Source organism: Curtobacterium sp. HSID17257, assembly GCF_003989515.1.
In the GTDB taxonomy this organism is placed as follows: domain Bacteria; phylum Actinomycetota; class Actinomycetes; order Actinomycetales; family Microbacteriaceae; genus Curtobacterium.
This window is the reverse complement of the sequence record NZ_RBLU01000030.1, coordinates 1-14,290: the sequence shown is the minus strand read 5'-3', so window position 1 is coordinate 14,290 and position 14,290 is coordinate 1. Positions and strand designations below refer to the sequence as shown.

At 71.3% G+C, this 14,290-nt stretch carries 13 protein-coding genes; all 13 read right to left on the bottom strand.

What is annotated here, in order from left to right; all coding sequences use genetic code 11:
• Window positions 1-115: 115 nt before the first annotated feature.
• Complete coding sequence (locus D8M35_RS06990) at window positions 116-1,192, bottom strand: quinone-dependent dihydroorotate dehydrogenase (protein ID WP_126891195.1); 1,077 nt, start codon at window positions 1,190-1,192, stop codon at window positions 116-118.
• Window positions 1,189-1,683: a transcriptional regulator NrdR gene (gene nrdR / locus D8M35_RS06985; RefSeq protein WP_126891194.1), complete on the bottom strand. Its 495-nt coding sequence runs from the start codon at window positions 1,681-1,683 to the stop codon at window positions 1,189-1,191. Before nrdR ends, D8M35_RS06990 begins: the two co-directional genes overlap by 4 nt.
• Window positions 1,684-1,818: 135 nt before the next feature.
• A complete protein-coding gene (gene hisD / locus D8M35_RS06980; protein WP_126891193.1) occupies window positions 1,819-3,129 on the bottom strand; it encodes a histidinol dehydrogenase in 1,311 nt (436 codons plus the stop codon).
• Window positions 3,129-3,953 (bottom strand): hypothetical protein, encoded by an 825-nt coding sequence (locus tag D8M35_RS06975; RefSeq protein WP_126891192.1) that lies wholly within the window; start codon window positions 3,951-3,953, stop codon window positions 3,129-3,131. The genes hisD and D8M35_RS06975 overlap by 1 nt, the downstream gene beginning before the upstream one ends.
• A gap of 9 nt (window positions 3,954-3,962) precedes the next feature.
• Window positions 3,963-7,496 carry a DNA polymerase III subunit alpha gene (dnaE, locus tag D8M35_RS06970; RefSeq protein ID WP_126891191.1) on the bottom strand — a complete coding sequence of 1,178 codons (3,534 nt, stop codon included), beginning with the start codon at window positions 7,494-7,496 and terminating at the stop codon, window positions 3,963-3,965.
• A gap of 436 nt (window positions 7,497-7,932) precedes the next feature.
• Window positions 7,933-8,862 carry an RluA family pseudouridine synthase gene (locus tag D8M35_RS06965; protein WP_126891190.1) on the bottom strand — a complete coding sequence of 310 codons (930 nt, stop codon included), beginning with the start codon at window positions 8,860-8,862 and terminating at the stop codon, window positions 7,933-7,935.
• Complete coding sequence (gene lspA, locus D8M35_RS06960) at window positions 8,859-9,572, bottom strand: signal peptidase II (RefSeq protein WP_238638130.1); 714 nt, start codon at window positions 9,570-9,572, stop codon at window positions 8,859-8,861. The genes D8M35_RS06965 and lspA overlap by 4 nt, the downstream gene beginning before the upstream one ends.
• Window positions 9,573-9,574: 2 nt before the next feature.
• Window positions 9,575-10,270, bottom strand: coding sequence for a DivIVA domain-containing protein (locus tag D8M35_RS06955; protein ID WP_174234708.1), 696 nt, complete (start codon window positions 10,268-10,270; stop codon window positions 9,575-9,577).
• 185 nt (window positions 10,271-10,455) lie between these two features.
• Entirely contained in the window at window positions 10,456-10,752 is a 297-nt protein-coding gene (locus D8M35_RS06950) for a YggT family protein (protein ID WP_126891189.1), read from the bottom strand.
• 73 nt (window positions 10,753-10,825) lie between these two features.
• Window positions 10,826-11,410, bottom strand: a complete 585-nt coding sequence (locus D8M35_RS06945; protein ID WP_126891188.1) for a cell division protein SepF — start codon at window positions 11,408-11,410, stop codon at window positions 10,826-10,828.
• A gap of 42 nt (window positions 11,411-11,452) precedes the next feature.
• Entirely contained in the window at window positions 11,453-12,172 is a 720-nt protein-coding gene (locus D8M35_RS06940; protein ID WP_126891187.1) for a YggS family pyridoxal phosphate-dependent enzyme, read from the bottom strand.
• Between the two features lie 8 nt (window positions 12,173-12,180).
• The gene (gene ftsZ / locus D8M35_RS06935; RefSeq protein WP_126891186.1) at window positions 12,181-13,344 is read right to left on the bottom strand and encodes a cell division protein FtsZ; all 1,164 of its coding nucleotides are present in this window, start codon (window positions 13,342-13,344) and stop codon (window positions 12,181-12,183) included.
• A 191-nt stretch (window positions 13,345-13,535) separates the two neighbouring features.
• Window positions 13,536-14,255 carry an FtsQ-type POTRA domain-containing protein gene (locus D8M35_RS06930; RefSeq protein ID WP_126891185.1) on the bottom strand — a complete coding sequence of 240 codons (720 nt, stop codon included), beginning with the start codon at window positions 14,253-14,255 and terminating at the stop codon, window positions 13,536-13,538.
• Between the last annotated feature and the right edge of the window lie 35 nt (window positions 14,256-14,290).

Here is a 14,290-nt window from a genome sequence, read left to right as displayed (position 1 = left end):
CGACCGGAACGGCGCAGACCGAGAGCGGCACAGACCGGAACGGCACAGACCGGAGCGGCAGAGACCGGAGCGGCTCGGGCGGGTGTCGCGCGGACCGGGATCGCGCGCTACCGGGCTACCGCGCTGCGCGCCGCAGCCGCCGACGACGCAGCCGGTTGATGCGCATCGCCCAGGTCGGCCCCTCGTAGAGGAACGCCGTGTAGCCCTGCACGAGCGTGGCTCCCGCGTCGATGCGGTCCTGCACGTCCTGCTCGCTCGTGACCCCGCCGACGGCGATGACGCAGAAGTCCTGCGGCACCGCGGCCCGGACCCGGCGCAGCACCTCGAGCGACCGGGCGGCGATCGGGGCGCCGGAGAGCCCACCGGCCCCCATCGCCTCGACGTCGGCGTCCGGGGTGGTCAGCCCCGTGCGGGCGATCGTCGTGTTGTTCGCGATGATCCCGGCGAGTCCGAGGTCCACCGCGAGTCCGGCGATCGCGTCGATCTGCTCGTCGGTCAGGTCCGGCGCGATCTTCACCAGCACCGGGGTCCGCCCGGCTGCGTCGCGGACCGCCGTCAGCAGCGGCCGGAGCTGGTCGGCCTCCTGCAGGCCGCGGAGCCCCGGCGTGTTCGGGGAGCTGACGTTGACCGCCAGGTAGTCGGCGAACGGCGCGAGCAGGCGCGTCGACTCGAGGTAGTCGTCGACCGCGTCCTCGACCGCGACGACCCGGCTCTTGCCGATGTTGACGCCGATGACCGGTCGGCCGGGGTGACGCCGTGCTCGCTCGAGCCGACGAGCGGCCCGGGCAGCTCCGTGATTGTTGAAGCCCATCCGGTTGACGAGCGCCTTGTCGCGGATGAGCCGGAACAGCCGGGGCTTCTCGTTGCCCGGCTGCGCCTGCGCGGTGATCGTGCCGACCTCGACGTGCCCGAACCCGAGCAGCCCGAGCCCGGCGATGCCCTTGGCGTCCTTGTCGAACCCGGCCGCGAGCCCGAACCGCGACGGGAAGTGGATCCCCATCGTCGTGATGCCGTCGGCGGCCGCGGGCCGGGCGTACCGCTCGATCGTCCCGCCGAGGAACGGCACCCTCGGCAGGGCACGGATCACGGCGAAGGCGATGTGGTGCGCCCGCTCCGGGTCCATGTTCGCGAACACGGACCGGAAGACGACCGCGTAGCCGTTGCGGACGACGCGCTCCGCGACCCCGCTCACGCGCCGCTGCCCGACTCGACGCCGGACGCAGCAGCACGAGCCGCGTGGTGGTCGCGGCGCAGCTGTGCGATCGCATCCTCGAAGTCCTCGAGCGTGTCGAACGCCTGGTACACGCTCGCGAACCGCAGGAAGGCGACCTCGTCGAGCTCCCGGAGCGGCGGCAGGATCGCGAGGCCGATGTCGTTCGCGTCGATCTGGCTCGACCCCGACGAGCGCACGGTCTCCTCGACGCGCTGCGCGAGCACGGCCAGGTCGCCGTCCGTCACCGGGCGTCCCTGGCACGCCTTGCGCACGCCGGAGACGATCTTGTCGCGGCTGAACGGCTCGGTGACGCCGTTCCGCTTCACGACGTTGAGCGAGGCGGTCTCGGTCGTCGAGAACCGGCGCCCGCAGTTCGGGCACTGGCGGCGGCGACGGATCGAGGTGCCGTCGTCGCTCGTGCGGGAGTCGACGACGCGGGAGTCCGGGTGGCGGCAGAAGGGGCAGAACATGTCGTGTCCCAGGCTATCGGCTCGACGGCGCCCACAGGGCGCGGTGACGACCCTCTGGACGACCGGCCGCACCCAGGACGCATCCGAGGGCAGACCCGGCCACGCCCCGGCACGACCCGACCCGACCGGCCGGGCTCAGGACCGAGCGATGCGCTCCGTCACGGCGGCACCGTGCCCGGGCAGCTGCTCCTCGGTGGCGAGCGCCACGATGTGCGGCGCGACCTCGGCCAGGGCTGCGGGCGTGTACCGGATGACCTGCTGCGGGCGGAGGAAGGTCGAAGCCGACAGACCCGACCCGAACCGCGCCTGACCGCCGGTCGGCAGCACGTGGTTCGACCCGGCGAGGTAGTCACCGAGGCTCACCGGCGTGCTCGGCCCGACGAACACGGCACCGGCCGCGTCGATGTCGGCCAGCACGGCGTCGTCGTCGGCGGTCTGGATCTCCAGGTGCTCCGGCCCGTACGCGTTGCTCACGGTCGCCGCGTCGGCCAGCGAGTCCACCAGCACGATCGCGGACTGCGGTCCGTCGAGCGCGGTCTGGAGGCGCGCAGCCGTCCCCAGCGCCGCCACCCGTTCCGGGATCGCCGCCTCGACCGCGTCGGCGAACGCGGGCGAGGTGGTCACCAGGACACTGCCCGCCTGCTCGTCGTGCTCGGCCTGGCTGACCAGGTCGGCGGCGACGTAGCCGGCGTCGGCGGACTCGTCCGCGATGACGAGGATCTCGGTCGCGCCGGCCTCGGAGTCGATGCCGACCACCCCGCGTACCAGGCGCTTGGCCGCGGCGACGAAGTTGTTCCCCGGCCCGGTGACCAGGTCGACCGGCTCGAGGCCGATCTCGCTGACGCCGTACGCCAGCGCACCGACCGCGCCGGCTCCGCCCATCGCGTAGACCTCGTCGATGCCGAGGAGTCCGGCCGCGGCGAGGATCGTCGGGTGCACCCGTCCGCCGTGGTCACGCTGCGGCGGGGAGACGAGGGCGATCGACCCGACGCCCGCGACCTGCGCGGGGACCACGTTCATGACGACGCTCGACGGGTAGACGGCCTTGCCGCCCGGGACGTAGAGCCCGACGCGTCGCATCGGCTGCCAGCGCTGGTGGACCTCGGCCCCGTCGGCCAGGCACGTGACCGATCCGGCGGGGACCTGCGCGGCACTCGCCGCACGGACACGGCGGATGGCCTCGTCGAGGGCCTCGCGCAGCTCGGGGGTCAGACCGGCGACGGCCGCGGCGATCTCGGCGGCGGGGACCCGGACGTGCTCGGGCGCTCCCCCGTCGAAGCGCTCCGCCTGCTCGCGGAGCGCCGCCGCCCCGTGCTGCCGGACCGCGTCCACGAGGTCGCGCGCGGCATCGACGGCGTGGGAGACGTCACCGACGGCACGCGGCATCAGGCGGAGGAGGTCGGCACGGGCGGGGAGGCCGCCACGGAGGTCGATTCGCTGCATCATCAGGCGTCAAGCGTACCGGCGGCGCCCGACAGCAGGGCGTCCGTCAGGGGTCGGTGGACCGCGGCCTGGTCGTCGTCCCACGCACCGAGCAGCTGCAGGACGAGCACGCGGAACGCGAGCGCCCGGACGAGCAGCTGCGGCCACTCCGACACCGCGGCCAGCCGGCCGAGGTCCGGCAGACGGTCGACCGGCAGCCCGTGCCAGCACACCGCGTCGACGGCGGCGATGGCCGCGGCGTACCCCACCGGCCGCCACGCGGGCGCCCAGTCGAACACCGCCGACGGCTCGCCCGGCGCGAAGAGCACGTTGCCGAGCAGGTCGCGGTGCACCAGCTGCGACGGCGCGCGGACGGTGCGGAAGCCCGCGGCGAGCCGGTCGAGCAACGGCTCCGTGGGCAGGGGCCCGCTCCCCCAGACGAGCCGGTCCGCCCGGCTCCACGGGTCGTCGACCAGGTCGAGGAACCTCGGGCGGGGCAGGTGCGCGACCGCGCGGTGGAAGGCCGCGCCCGCGGCGAGGACGTCCTCGACCCGGGTCGGGTCCGTCGCACCGGGCAGCCACGCCCAGGCCTCCCAGCCGCCCGCGAGCCAGCCACCGTCGGCGCTCGGGACCGGCCGCGGCGTGCGGAACCCGTCCGTGTGCGCGAGGCGGGCCAGCGTGGTGGACCGCCACCGTGCCTCCCGGACGTCACCGTGCGGACGCAGGACGATCCTGTCCGCGCGCCACGTCGTGCCCTGTCCGCCCGCCAGGAGCACCGGTGACCGCTCCCCCGCACCGAACGCCCGGAGCACCGCAGCCGACGGCTGCGGTGCTCCGGGGACGGTCACGTCGGACGCCTAGACCAGGCAGCGCGGCCCGAGGAGGCTCTTCAGCTCGCCGAACAGGTCGGGCGTCAGGTTCACCGGGAACGGCAGCTCGAAGGTCCGCGCGACGTCGTCCTTGAGGAGCCGGAGCCGCACCTCGGTCTCCCCCTGGTGCCGACCGAGCACGGCGGCGAGCTCGGTCACCGTCGTCGTCGTCGCCTGGCGCTCGGGCAGCGACAGCGTCAGCGGCCCGGAACCCATCGCGTCACCGACGTTCGGCTGGAACATGCTCACGGCGTGCAGGGCCTTGCCGTCGTCGCGGACGTTCACCCGGCCGCGCAGCACCACGATCGAGTCGGCGACCAGGGACGGGCCGAACTCCTGGTACGTCTTGCCGAGGAACATGACGCCGATCTCGCCACCGAAGTCCTCGATCTGGACGATGCCGTACGGGTTGCCGCTCGACTTCGCGACACGGTGCTGGACGCTGGTGAGCAGTCCGGCGACCGTGACCGTCTCGCCCTCGATCCCGTCGTCGGCGGCGATCAGGTCGGCGATCGTGATCGACTGGTGCTTCGCCAGCTCGATCTCGAGGCCGGCGAGCGGGTGGTCCGACACGTACAGCCCGAGCATATCCCGCTCGAACGCGAGCTTGTCGCGCTTCGACCACTCGGGTCGGTCCGGCACCTGCGACACCGCTGCCGCCGCGGGCGACTCCTCGGCGACCTCGGCGAACAGCGAGTCGAAGTCGAAGCCGACGTTGCCGTTGGCCTCGTCCCGCTTGACCTTCACCGCGCCCTCGACCGCGCCCTCGTGGATCTCGACGAGAGCACGACGGGTGTCACCAAACTCGTCGAAGGCACCGGCCTTGATGAGCGACTCGACCGTCCGCTTGTTCGCCGACGAGATCGGGATCTTCCGCAGGAAGTCGTGGAACGACTCGAACGCGCCCTTCTCCGTCCGGGCCTTCACGATGTCGTCGACGACGTTGAAGCCGACGTTGCGGATCGCGCCCATGCCGAAGCGGATGTCGTCGCCGACGGCCGCGAAGAAGCCGATCGACTCGTTGACGTCCGGCGGCATCACCCGGATGCCCATGCGACGGCACTCGTTCAGGTACAGCGCGAGCTTGTCGCGGGCGTCGCCGACGCTGGTCAGCAGGGCCGCCATGTACTCGGCCGGGTAGTGCGCCTTCAGGTAGGCCGTCCAGAACGACACCACGCCGTACGCGGCGGAGTGCGCCTTGTTGAACGCGTAGTCGGAGAACGGCAGCAGGATGTCCCACAGCGTCTTGATCGCCGCGGCCGAGTAGCCGTTGTCCTGCATGCCCTTCTCGAAGCCCGCGTACTGCTTGTCCAGCTCGGACTTCTTCTTCTTGCCCATCGCGCGGCGGAGGATGTCCGCCTGGCCGAGCGAGAACCCGGCGACCTTCTGCGCGATGGCCATGACCTGCTCCTGGTAGATGATCAGGCCGTAGGTCGTGCCGATGATGTCCTGCAGGGGCTCCTCGAGCTCCGGGTGGATCGGCGTGATCGGCTGCTCGCCGTTCTTGCGGAGCGCGTAGTTCGTGTGCGAGTTCGCGCCCATGGGGCCCGGACGGTACAGGGCGATGAGCGCCGAGATGTCCTCGAAGTTGTCGGGCTTCATCAGCCGGAGCAGACCGCGCATCGGCCCACCGTCGAGCTGGAACACACCGAGGGTGTCACCGCGCTGCAGCAGCTGGTAGGCCGCTTCGTCCTCGAGGCCCATGGTCTCGAGGTCGAGCTCGATCCCGCGGTTCGACTTGATGTTGTCGAGCGCGTCACTGATGATCGTCAGGTTCCGGAGGCCCAGGAAGTCCATCTTGATCAGGCCCAGCGACTCCGCTGCTGGGTAGTCGAACTGCGTGACGATCTGGCCGTCCTGCTCACGCTTCATCACCGGGATGATGTCGATGAGCGGCTCGCTCGACATGATCACGCCGGCTGCGTGGACGCCCCACTGGCGCTTCAGCCCCTCGAGTCCGAGCGCGGTGTCGAACACCGTCTTCGCCTCGGGGTCGGTCTCGACGACCGTGCGGACGTCGACCGCTTCCTTGTACCGCGGGTGGTCCTTGTCGAAGATCCCGGTGAGCGGGATGTCCTTGCCCATGACGGGCGGCGGCATCGCCTTCGTGAGCTTCTCGCCCATGCCGAACGGGAAGCCGAGGACGCGCGAGGAGTCCTTGAGCGCCTGCTTGGCCTTGATCGTGCCGTACGTGACGATCTGCGCGACGCGCTCGGACCCGTACTTCTCGGTGACGTACTTGATCGCCTCACCACGGCGCCGGTCGTCGAAGTCGACGTCGAAGTCGGGCATCGAGACGCGGTCCGGGTTGAGGAAGCGTTCGAAGATCAGCCCGTGCCGGATCGGGTCGAGGTCGGTGATGCGCATCGCGTACGCCACCATCGAGCCGGCGCCCGAACCACGGCCCGGGCCGACGCGGATGCCGTTGTTCTTCGACCAGTTGATGAAGTCGGCGACCACCAGGAAGTAGCCCGGGAAGCCCATCTGGTTGATGATCCCGACCTCGTAGTCGGCGCGGTCCTGGACCTCCTTCGAGATGCCGTCCGGGTAGCGGTACTGCAGCCCCTTCGCCACCTCCTTCTCGAACCAGGAGTGCTCGGTCTCCCCCTCGGGCACCGGGAACTTCGGCATGTAGTTCGCGGCCGTGTCGAACTCGACGTTGCACCGCTCGGCGATGAGCAGCGTGTTGTCGCAGGCCTCGGGGTGGTCGCGGAAGACGTGACGCATCTGCTGCGGCGTCTTCAGGTAGAACTCGTCGGCGTCGAACTTGAAGCGGTTCGGGTCGTTCAACGTCGAGCCGGACTGCACGCAGAGCAGTGCGGCGTGCGACTTCGCGTCGTGCGAGTGCGTGTAGTGGAGGTCGTTCGTGCCGACCAGCGGGATGCCGAGGTCCTTCGAGATGCGGACGACGTCCTCGATCACCCGCCGCTCGATCTCGAGCCCGTGGTCCATGATCTCGGCGAAGTAGTTGTCCTTGCCGAAGATGTCGCGGTAGTCCGCCGCTGCCTTGAGCGCCTCGTCGTACTGGCCCAGGCGCAGGCGCGTCTGGATCTCGCCGGACGGGCACCCCGTCGTCGCGATGATCCCCTCGTGGTACTGGTCGAGCAGCTCGATGTCCATGCGGGGCTTGAAGTAGTAGCCCTCGATCGACGCGCGGCTCGACAGCCGGAACAGGTTGTGCATGCCCGTCGTGTTCTCGGCGAACATCGTCATGTGGGTGTACGCACCGGAGCCGGACACGTCGTCACCGCCACCGTCGCCCCAGCGCACGCGGGTCTTGTCCGACCGGTGGGTGCGCGGCGTGATGTACGCCTCGGTCCCGATGATGGGCTTGACGCCACCGGCCTTCGCGGCCTTCCAGAACTCGAACGCGCCGAACATGTTGCCGTGGTCGGTGACCGCGACGGCCGGCATGCCCTGCGCGGCGGTCTCGGCGACCAGGTCGCTCAACCGGGCGGCACCGTCGAGCATCGAGTACTCGCTGTGCACGTGCAGGTGGACGAAGGAGTCGGAATCCGACACGGGACCTCCGGTTTCGACGGGGACTGCTGCGGGGCGGGACAAGCCTAACCGGGAGCACCGACGTCCTCCGCGTGTCCGGCGTGGCTGCCGACCGGCGTCGGGCGGTGCCGCACGGCGAGCGGGCAGGACACGCCGCGCGCTGTCCGCCGGGCGGGCGCGACGCGTCGGCTGGAGACGCCGAGCGTGACGGGTACGGCCCGCTCGAGACCCGGCGGGAGACGCCACCCGACGGCGGACGGGAGGCGCGTGGCGGGGCCGCCCTGCGCCTCCCGTCCGGACGCGGACTGGCTCGACCTCGCACGAGCGGGCAGGACACGCCGCGCGGTGGACGCCGAGCGGGCGCGGATCGTCGGGCGAAGGCACCGAGCGTCACAGATCGGGCCCGCTCGACGCGGAAGCCTGCCGCCCGCCTCAGCAGCAGCCGCCGCCCGCCCGCCTACGCGGACGCGGCGCGGATGCGGTCGAGCGCCTGCTGCAGGTCGTCGGGGTAGGACGCCTCGAACTCCACCCACGAACCCGTGCGCGGGTGCTCGAACCCGAGCCGCACCGCGTCGAGCCACTGCCGCGTCAACCCGAGCTCGGACGCGAGCACCGGGTCCGCGCCGTACATCGTGTCACCGACGAGCGGGTGCTTCGTCGCGGCCATGTGCACGCGGATCTGGTGCGTCCGCCCGGTCTCCAGGTGCACCTCGAGCAGGCTCGCCGACCGGAAGGCCTCGAGCGTCTCGTAGTGCGTCACGCTCGGCTTGCCGTCTGCCGTGACCGCGAACTTCCAGTCGCTCGACGGGTGTCGGCCGATGGGGGCGTCGATGGTCCCCGAGGTCGGGTCCGGGTGCCCCTGCGCGAGCGCGTGGTAGACCTTCTCGACCGTGCGCTCCTTGAACGCCCGCTTCAGGTGCGTGTACGCGAGCTCGGTCTTCGCGACCACCATCAGGCCCGAGGTGCCGACGTCGAGCCGGTGCACGATCCCGGCGCGCTCGGCGGCGCCGGAGGTGGCGATGGTGAAGCCGGCGGCGGCGAGGCCACCGGGCACGGTCGGCCCGTCCCACCCGGGCGACGGGTGTGCGGCGACGCCGATCGGCTTGTCGACGACGACGATGTCCTCGTCGTCGTGCACGATCCGCATGCCGGGGACCTCGACGGGCACGATGCGCGGGGGTTCCTTCGGGGACCACTCGACCTCGAGCCAGGAGTCGGCGTGCAGGCGGTCGGACTTGCCGACCTCGACACCGTCCACGCGGACGCCGCCGGCGGCGACGACCTCGGCCGCGAAGGAGCGTGAGAACCCGAGGAGCTTCGCGATGGCCGCGTCGACCCGCTCACCGGCGAGGCCGTCCGGCACGGGCAGGGAGCGCTGTTCGCTCACGTCGCGTCGTGCCCGAGGACGTCGCGGCCGTCGCGCGGCGCACGCGGGTCGGGCTCCGCGACGCCCGGACGGGAGGCGCGGGACGGCTCCGCCCCGTCGGCGACCGACGAGCGGGCGGTCACGTCCGCCGCGTCCGATCCGTCGGCCACGGAACGGCGGCTCGCGGCGTCGGCCGCGCGCTGCTGCTTCGCGGACGGTGAACGGGTGCCGTCGAGGTTCACCCCGAGTATGACGAGCAGCACGAAGACGACCATGCTCACGCAGATGAACGAGTCGGCGATGTTGTAGATCGCGGGCATCATCCAGGGCGTCGAGATGAAGTCGACCACGTGGCCACGACCGAAGCCGGGCTCACGGAAGAGCCGGTCGAGCAGGTTGCCGAGCGCGCCGCCGAGCAGCATGCCGAGCACGATCGCCCACCACATCGACCGGATGCGACGGGCGTAGACGATGATGGCGACGACGACCGCCGTCGACACGATCGAGAACACCCACGTCATGTTCACCGCGAACGAGAACGCCGCGCCGGGGTTCCGGACGTACAGCAACTGCAGCGCGTCACCGAGGACGGGCACGGCCTGGCCGTACGGCAGGTTCGCGACGACGAGCGCCTTCACGCCCTGGTCGAGCGCCACCACGACGACAGCGGCGAAGGCCAGTGCCGCGATCGCGCGGACACTGACCTTCGCCGTCGGTGCTGGTCTGACCAACGTCAGTTGCCGAAGCCCTGCGCCGAGGCCGGCGCGGGGGTGAGGCCGGACTCCTGCGAGCCGGACCCGTCGAGCTCCGAGAGCTGACCCTGGATGTAGCTCTTGAGCTGCGCACGGTAGTCGCGCTCGAAGGTGCGGAGCTCGTCGATCTTGCCCTCGAGCTGGCGCTGCTCCTGCTCGAGCACGGCCACGCGCTGGCGGTTCGTGTTCTCGGTGTCGGCGATGATCTGGCGCTGCTTCGCCTCGGCCTCGGAGACCAGGCGGGCGGCCTGCGCGGTGCCCTCGGCGATGAGCGCGTCGCGCTTCTCGATGCCCTCGCGGACATGCTCCTCGTGCAGACGACGTGCGAGCGTGAGGAGGTTCGTGGTGCCCTCGGTGTCCTCGTCGGCGGGGACCGTCGAGCGGGCCGGGGCAGCGGCGGCGACCGGCGCGGGCTCCGGAGCGACGGCGACGGGGGCCGGCTCGGGCTCGGGGGTCGGCTCGGGCTGCTGCTCGACGGACTGCTCGGCAGCGGCCGGCTTCGGCGCCGACTCGGCGGCCTGCAGGCGCTGGCGGAGCTCGTCGTTCTCGGCCGTCAGGCGGCGGAGCTCGACGACGACCTCGTCCAGGAAGTCGTCGACCTCGTCCTGGTCGTAGCCCTCGCGGAACTTCGTCGGCTGGAACCGCTTGTTGACTACGTCTTCCGGCGTCAAAGCCATTGCCGTCACCTCAATAGAACTGCTGAACGTGTGGAACCACTTGCGTCGCGACCGAATCTACCAGCCGCCACGAGCGGTGCGGATGTCCGCCGGAGCGGACATCGATCCCGACCACCGTACACCGGGGTCGGATCGGAACCGTGACCTTGACCGCGGCGTGGCGCGTGTCACGGTCGGGGAAGTGCTCAGAACCCGCGTGCGAGGCCGCCGACGATCACCCGGAGGATGATCACGACGAGCATGACGATCGTCCACCCGAAGTCGAGTGCGACCGGCCCCAGGCGGAGCGGCGGCAGCAGGCGTCGGACGAAGCGGATCGGCGGGTCGGTCAGGGTGTAGACCACGTCGGCGACCACGAGCAGGGCGCCGCGCGGACGCCAGGTGCGGTTGTACGCCTGGACGATGTCGAACGCGAACCGACCCCACATCACGAAGAAGTAGAGCAGGAGGGCGAAGGAGAGGATCCCGAAGACCAGTGACACGATGGGGCTCGCTCGGCTCGGGTGCAGCCGCCGTCACGGCGACCGCACGGGGCGGGGTGAACCGGGCTCCGGCTCAGGACTGGGCGAAGAAGGACGCCTCGATGTCGGACTCTACCTCAGCGGGCTCACCGCTCACCGCGACGTGGGCCGGGGAGAGCAGGAACACCTTGTTCGTCACGCGCTCGATCTTGCCGAACAGGCCGAGCGACAGCCCCGACGCGAAGTCGATCATGCGGCGGGCGTCCGACTCGGTCATCTGCGAGAGGTTGATGATGACGGGGATGCCGTCGCGGAAGCTCTCGGCGATGGACTGGGCGTCCTTGTACTCGCGCGGGTGGACGGTGAGGATCTCGTTCATTTCCTGGACCGGGGTCGCCTTCTGTGCGGTCGTGTGCGAGCGGCGGAGCGGGGTGACCTGGGCGCCGCGCTGGTGGGTGTGCGTCTTGGGCTCGGCAGGCGCGGCGGCCGGAGCTGCTGCCGGCGCAGCGGCGGCGGGAGCGGCGGCAGCCGGGGCCTGTGCGGCCGGTGCCGCTGCCGGAGCGGTGGCGGGGGCAGCGGCCTGACGCGTCGGCGCCGCCGACTGCTGCTGCTCGTCCTCGTACAGTTCCTCGTCCGCGAGGCCGAGGTACACCATCGTCTTCTTGAGCGGGTTCGCCATGGTTCCTCCGGAGGTCGGTGCTCGTGATGCCCTGCAACGAGGCTAGGGTGCGGCCGGCCGGTTTCCCGTGATTGCGGTCCCGATCCGCAGGTGTGTCGCGCCCTCGGCGATCGCCTCGGCGTGGTCGCCGCTCATGCCGGCCGAGATGTCCGTCGCCCCGGGTGCGATCGCTGCCACGCGCGCCGAGATCCCGCGCAACCGTGCGAAGGCGCGCCGGGGCTCCTCGTCGAGGGGCGCGACCGCCATGACCCCGCGCAGGCGGACGGTCCCGGTGCGCAGGACCCGTTCGACCATCGCTTCGACGGCGTCGGGCTGCACGCCCCCGCGGCCGGGGTCGTCGGTCAGGTTGACCTGCACGAAGCCGTCGATCACCCGGGGCTCCGGCTCGCTCTCGGTCGGGGCGAACGCGTCGACGACGGAGTCACGGTCGAGCGACTGCACGACGTCGGCGTAGCGGCGCACCTGCCGCGCCTTCTTCGACTGCAGCTGCCCGACGAAGTGCCACGTCAGGTCGAGGTCGGCCAGCTCGGCCGCCTTGGCCTGCGCCTCCTGGTGCCGGTTCTCCCCCACGTCGGTCACACCGAGCGCGGCGAGTTCGCGGACCAGCGACGCCGGGTGGTACTTCGTCACGACGACGAGCGTGATCTCGTCCACCGAGCGACCGGCCGACCGGGCCGCGTCCGCGATCGACGCGCGGACGGACGCGAGACGCGCCTCCGGTCCGTCACGGTCGACGGACGGGAGGCGCGGATCACCTGCCACGGGACGGGTTACTTCAGGAAGTCGGGGACGTCGAGCTCGTCGTCGTCGTCGAACGCCGGGTCGGCGGCGCGACGCACGGGTGCCTCGTGCTCCTGCGTCGACCAGGACGGCGCGCTCGTCGCGGTGTCCTCGATCGCACCGGTGCCGGCCGAGGCCGACGAGGCGGACGTGCCGGGCTCCGGGTCGACCCAGCTCGAGCGACGCTCCTTCTGCTGCGCACCCGGCTCGCCTCCGTCGAAGCCCGCGGCGATGACGGTCACGCGGACCTCGTCACCGAGGGTGTCGTCGATGACGGCACCGAAGATGATGTTCGCCTCGGGGTGGACGGCCTCCTGCACCAGGCGGGCGGCGTCGTTGATCTCGAAGATGCCGAGGTTCGAACCGCCCTGGATCGACAGGAGCACACCGTGTGCGCCGTCGATCGAGGCCTCGAGCAGCGGCGAGGCGACGGCGAGCTCGGCGGCCTTGATGGCACGGTCCGCCCCGCGCGAGGAACCGATGCCCATGAGGGCCGAACCGGCACCCTGCATGACGCTCTTGACGTCGGCGAAGTCGAGGTTGATCAGACCCGGGGTCGTGATCAGGTCGGTGATGCCCTGGACGCCGGCGAGGAGCACCTGGTCGGCGGTCGCGAAGGCCTCGACCATCGAGATGCCGCGGTCGCTGATCTCGAGCAGGCGGTCGTTCGGCACGACGATGAGCGTGTCGACCTCGTCCTTCAGGGACGCGACGCCGTTCTCGGCCTGCGACTGGCGACGCTTGCCCTCGAAGCTGAACGGCTTCGTGACGACACCGATGGTGAGTGCGCCGATCGACTTCGCGATGCGGGCGACCACGGGTGCACCACCCGTCCCGGTGCCACCGCCCTCACCGGCGGTGACGAAGACCATGTCGGCACCCGCGAGGGCCTCCTCGATCTCCTCGGCGTGGTCCTCGGCGGCACGACGGCCGACCTCGGGGTCCGCGCCGGCGCCGAGGCCGCGGGTGATCTCGCGGCCGACGTCGAGCTTGACGTCGGCGTCGCTGAGCAGCAGTGCCTGGGCGTCGGTGTTGATCGCGATGAACTCGACGCCGCGGAGGCCGAGCTCGATCATGCGGTTCACGGCGTTCACGCCGCCGCCGCCGACGCCGACGACCTTGATGACGGCGAGGTAGTTGTGGTTCGTGGTCACGTCAGTCGGGCCTCCGGTTGAACCCTCAACCTCTACTTGAAGTTCAGGGGCAATGCTGGTAGATGTGGTGCTTGCTCGACGCTACGGGTGTGCTCCGCAGGCTGTCGCCCCGCCACGCCGCGTGTCGCCGATCGTGTCGCCGAGATTCCCGCCGTGTCGGAGCCCGCCGCGGTCCCCGGAGCAGACGGTCGTCACTGCGCCGGCCGGACGATGCCGTTGTCCGGCGCCGACACGTCGAACTCGACCTTGGTGTCGGGGGCACGCGAGGCGTGGTCCGCGACGAGGGCCGCGAGCAGCGATGCCTTCGCGTCGGAGTCGTCCGGGCTCCCCCACACCACGCTCGACCCGTCGTCCAGGGTGAGCGTGACGTCGTCCGCGGTGCTCGCCCGCACGTCGGTGACCTGGCGGCGGACCGTCGAGGGCAGCGAGAGCACCACCTCGGTCATGGTCCGGAACACCGGCGAGCCGAGCTCGGCCCGCTGCACGTCGGCGATCGGCACGCCCTCCGGACGGTCCGGCGAGGACTGCACCACGATGCCGGCCGGGTCCACCAGGTCGTACGACTCCCCCGTCTGCACGGCCACGACGGGCGTCCGTTCGGTGACGGTCACCACGAGGGTGTGCGGCGGGACCTCCTCGGTCACGTAGCTCTCGATGAGCGGGAACGCCGCGATGTCGCGCTTGACCTCGCCGAAGTCGATGCGCGCGAGGGGGGTGCCCATCTGGTCGGAGAGCGCCTGGCGCAGCGCGGTGGCGTCCACCCGCTCCGTCCCGCGGACCTCGATCGTCCGCAGGGCCATGAGCGGCGAGGTGACGGCGACCAGGATGGACGCACCGAACACGACCACCACGGCACCCGCGGTGATCCAGGCCGCGCGCCGGTGTCGCGCACGACGCGTGAACCGGCGCACGCTTCGTCGGTGTCGACGGCCCCCGCTGGTTCCTA

What these genes read in the sequence shown, in the direction of transcription:
- hisD (WP_126891193.1), bottom strand. Translation starts at nt 3,129, where the DNA reads ATGATGCAGCGAATCGACCTCCGTGGCGGCCTCCCCGCCCGTGCCGAC.
- D8M35_RS06955 (WP_174234708.1), bottom strand. Translation starts at nt 10,270, where the DNA reads ATGGCTTTGACGCCGGAAGACGTAGTCAACAAGCGGTTCCAGCCGACG.
- D8M35_RS06945 (WP_126891188.1), bottom strand. Translation starts at nt 11,410, where the DNA reads ATGGCGAACCCGCTCAAGAAGACGATGGTGTACCTCGGCCTCGCGGAC.
- nrdR (WP_126891194.1), bottom strand. Translation starts at nt 1,683, where the DNA reads ATGTTCTGCCCCTTCTGCCGCCACCCGGACTCCCGCGTCGTCGACTCC.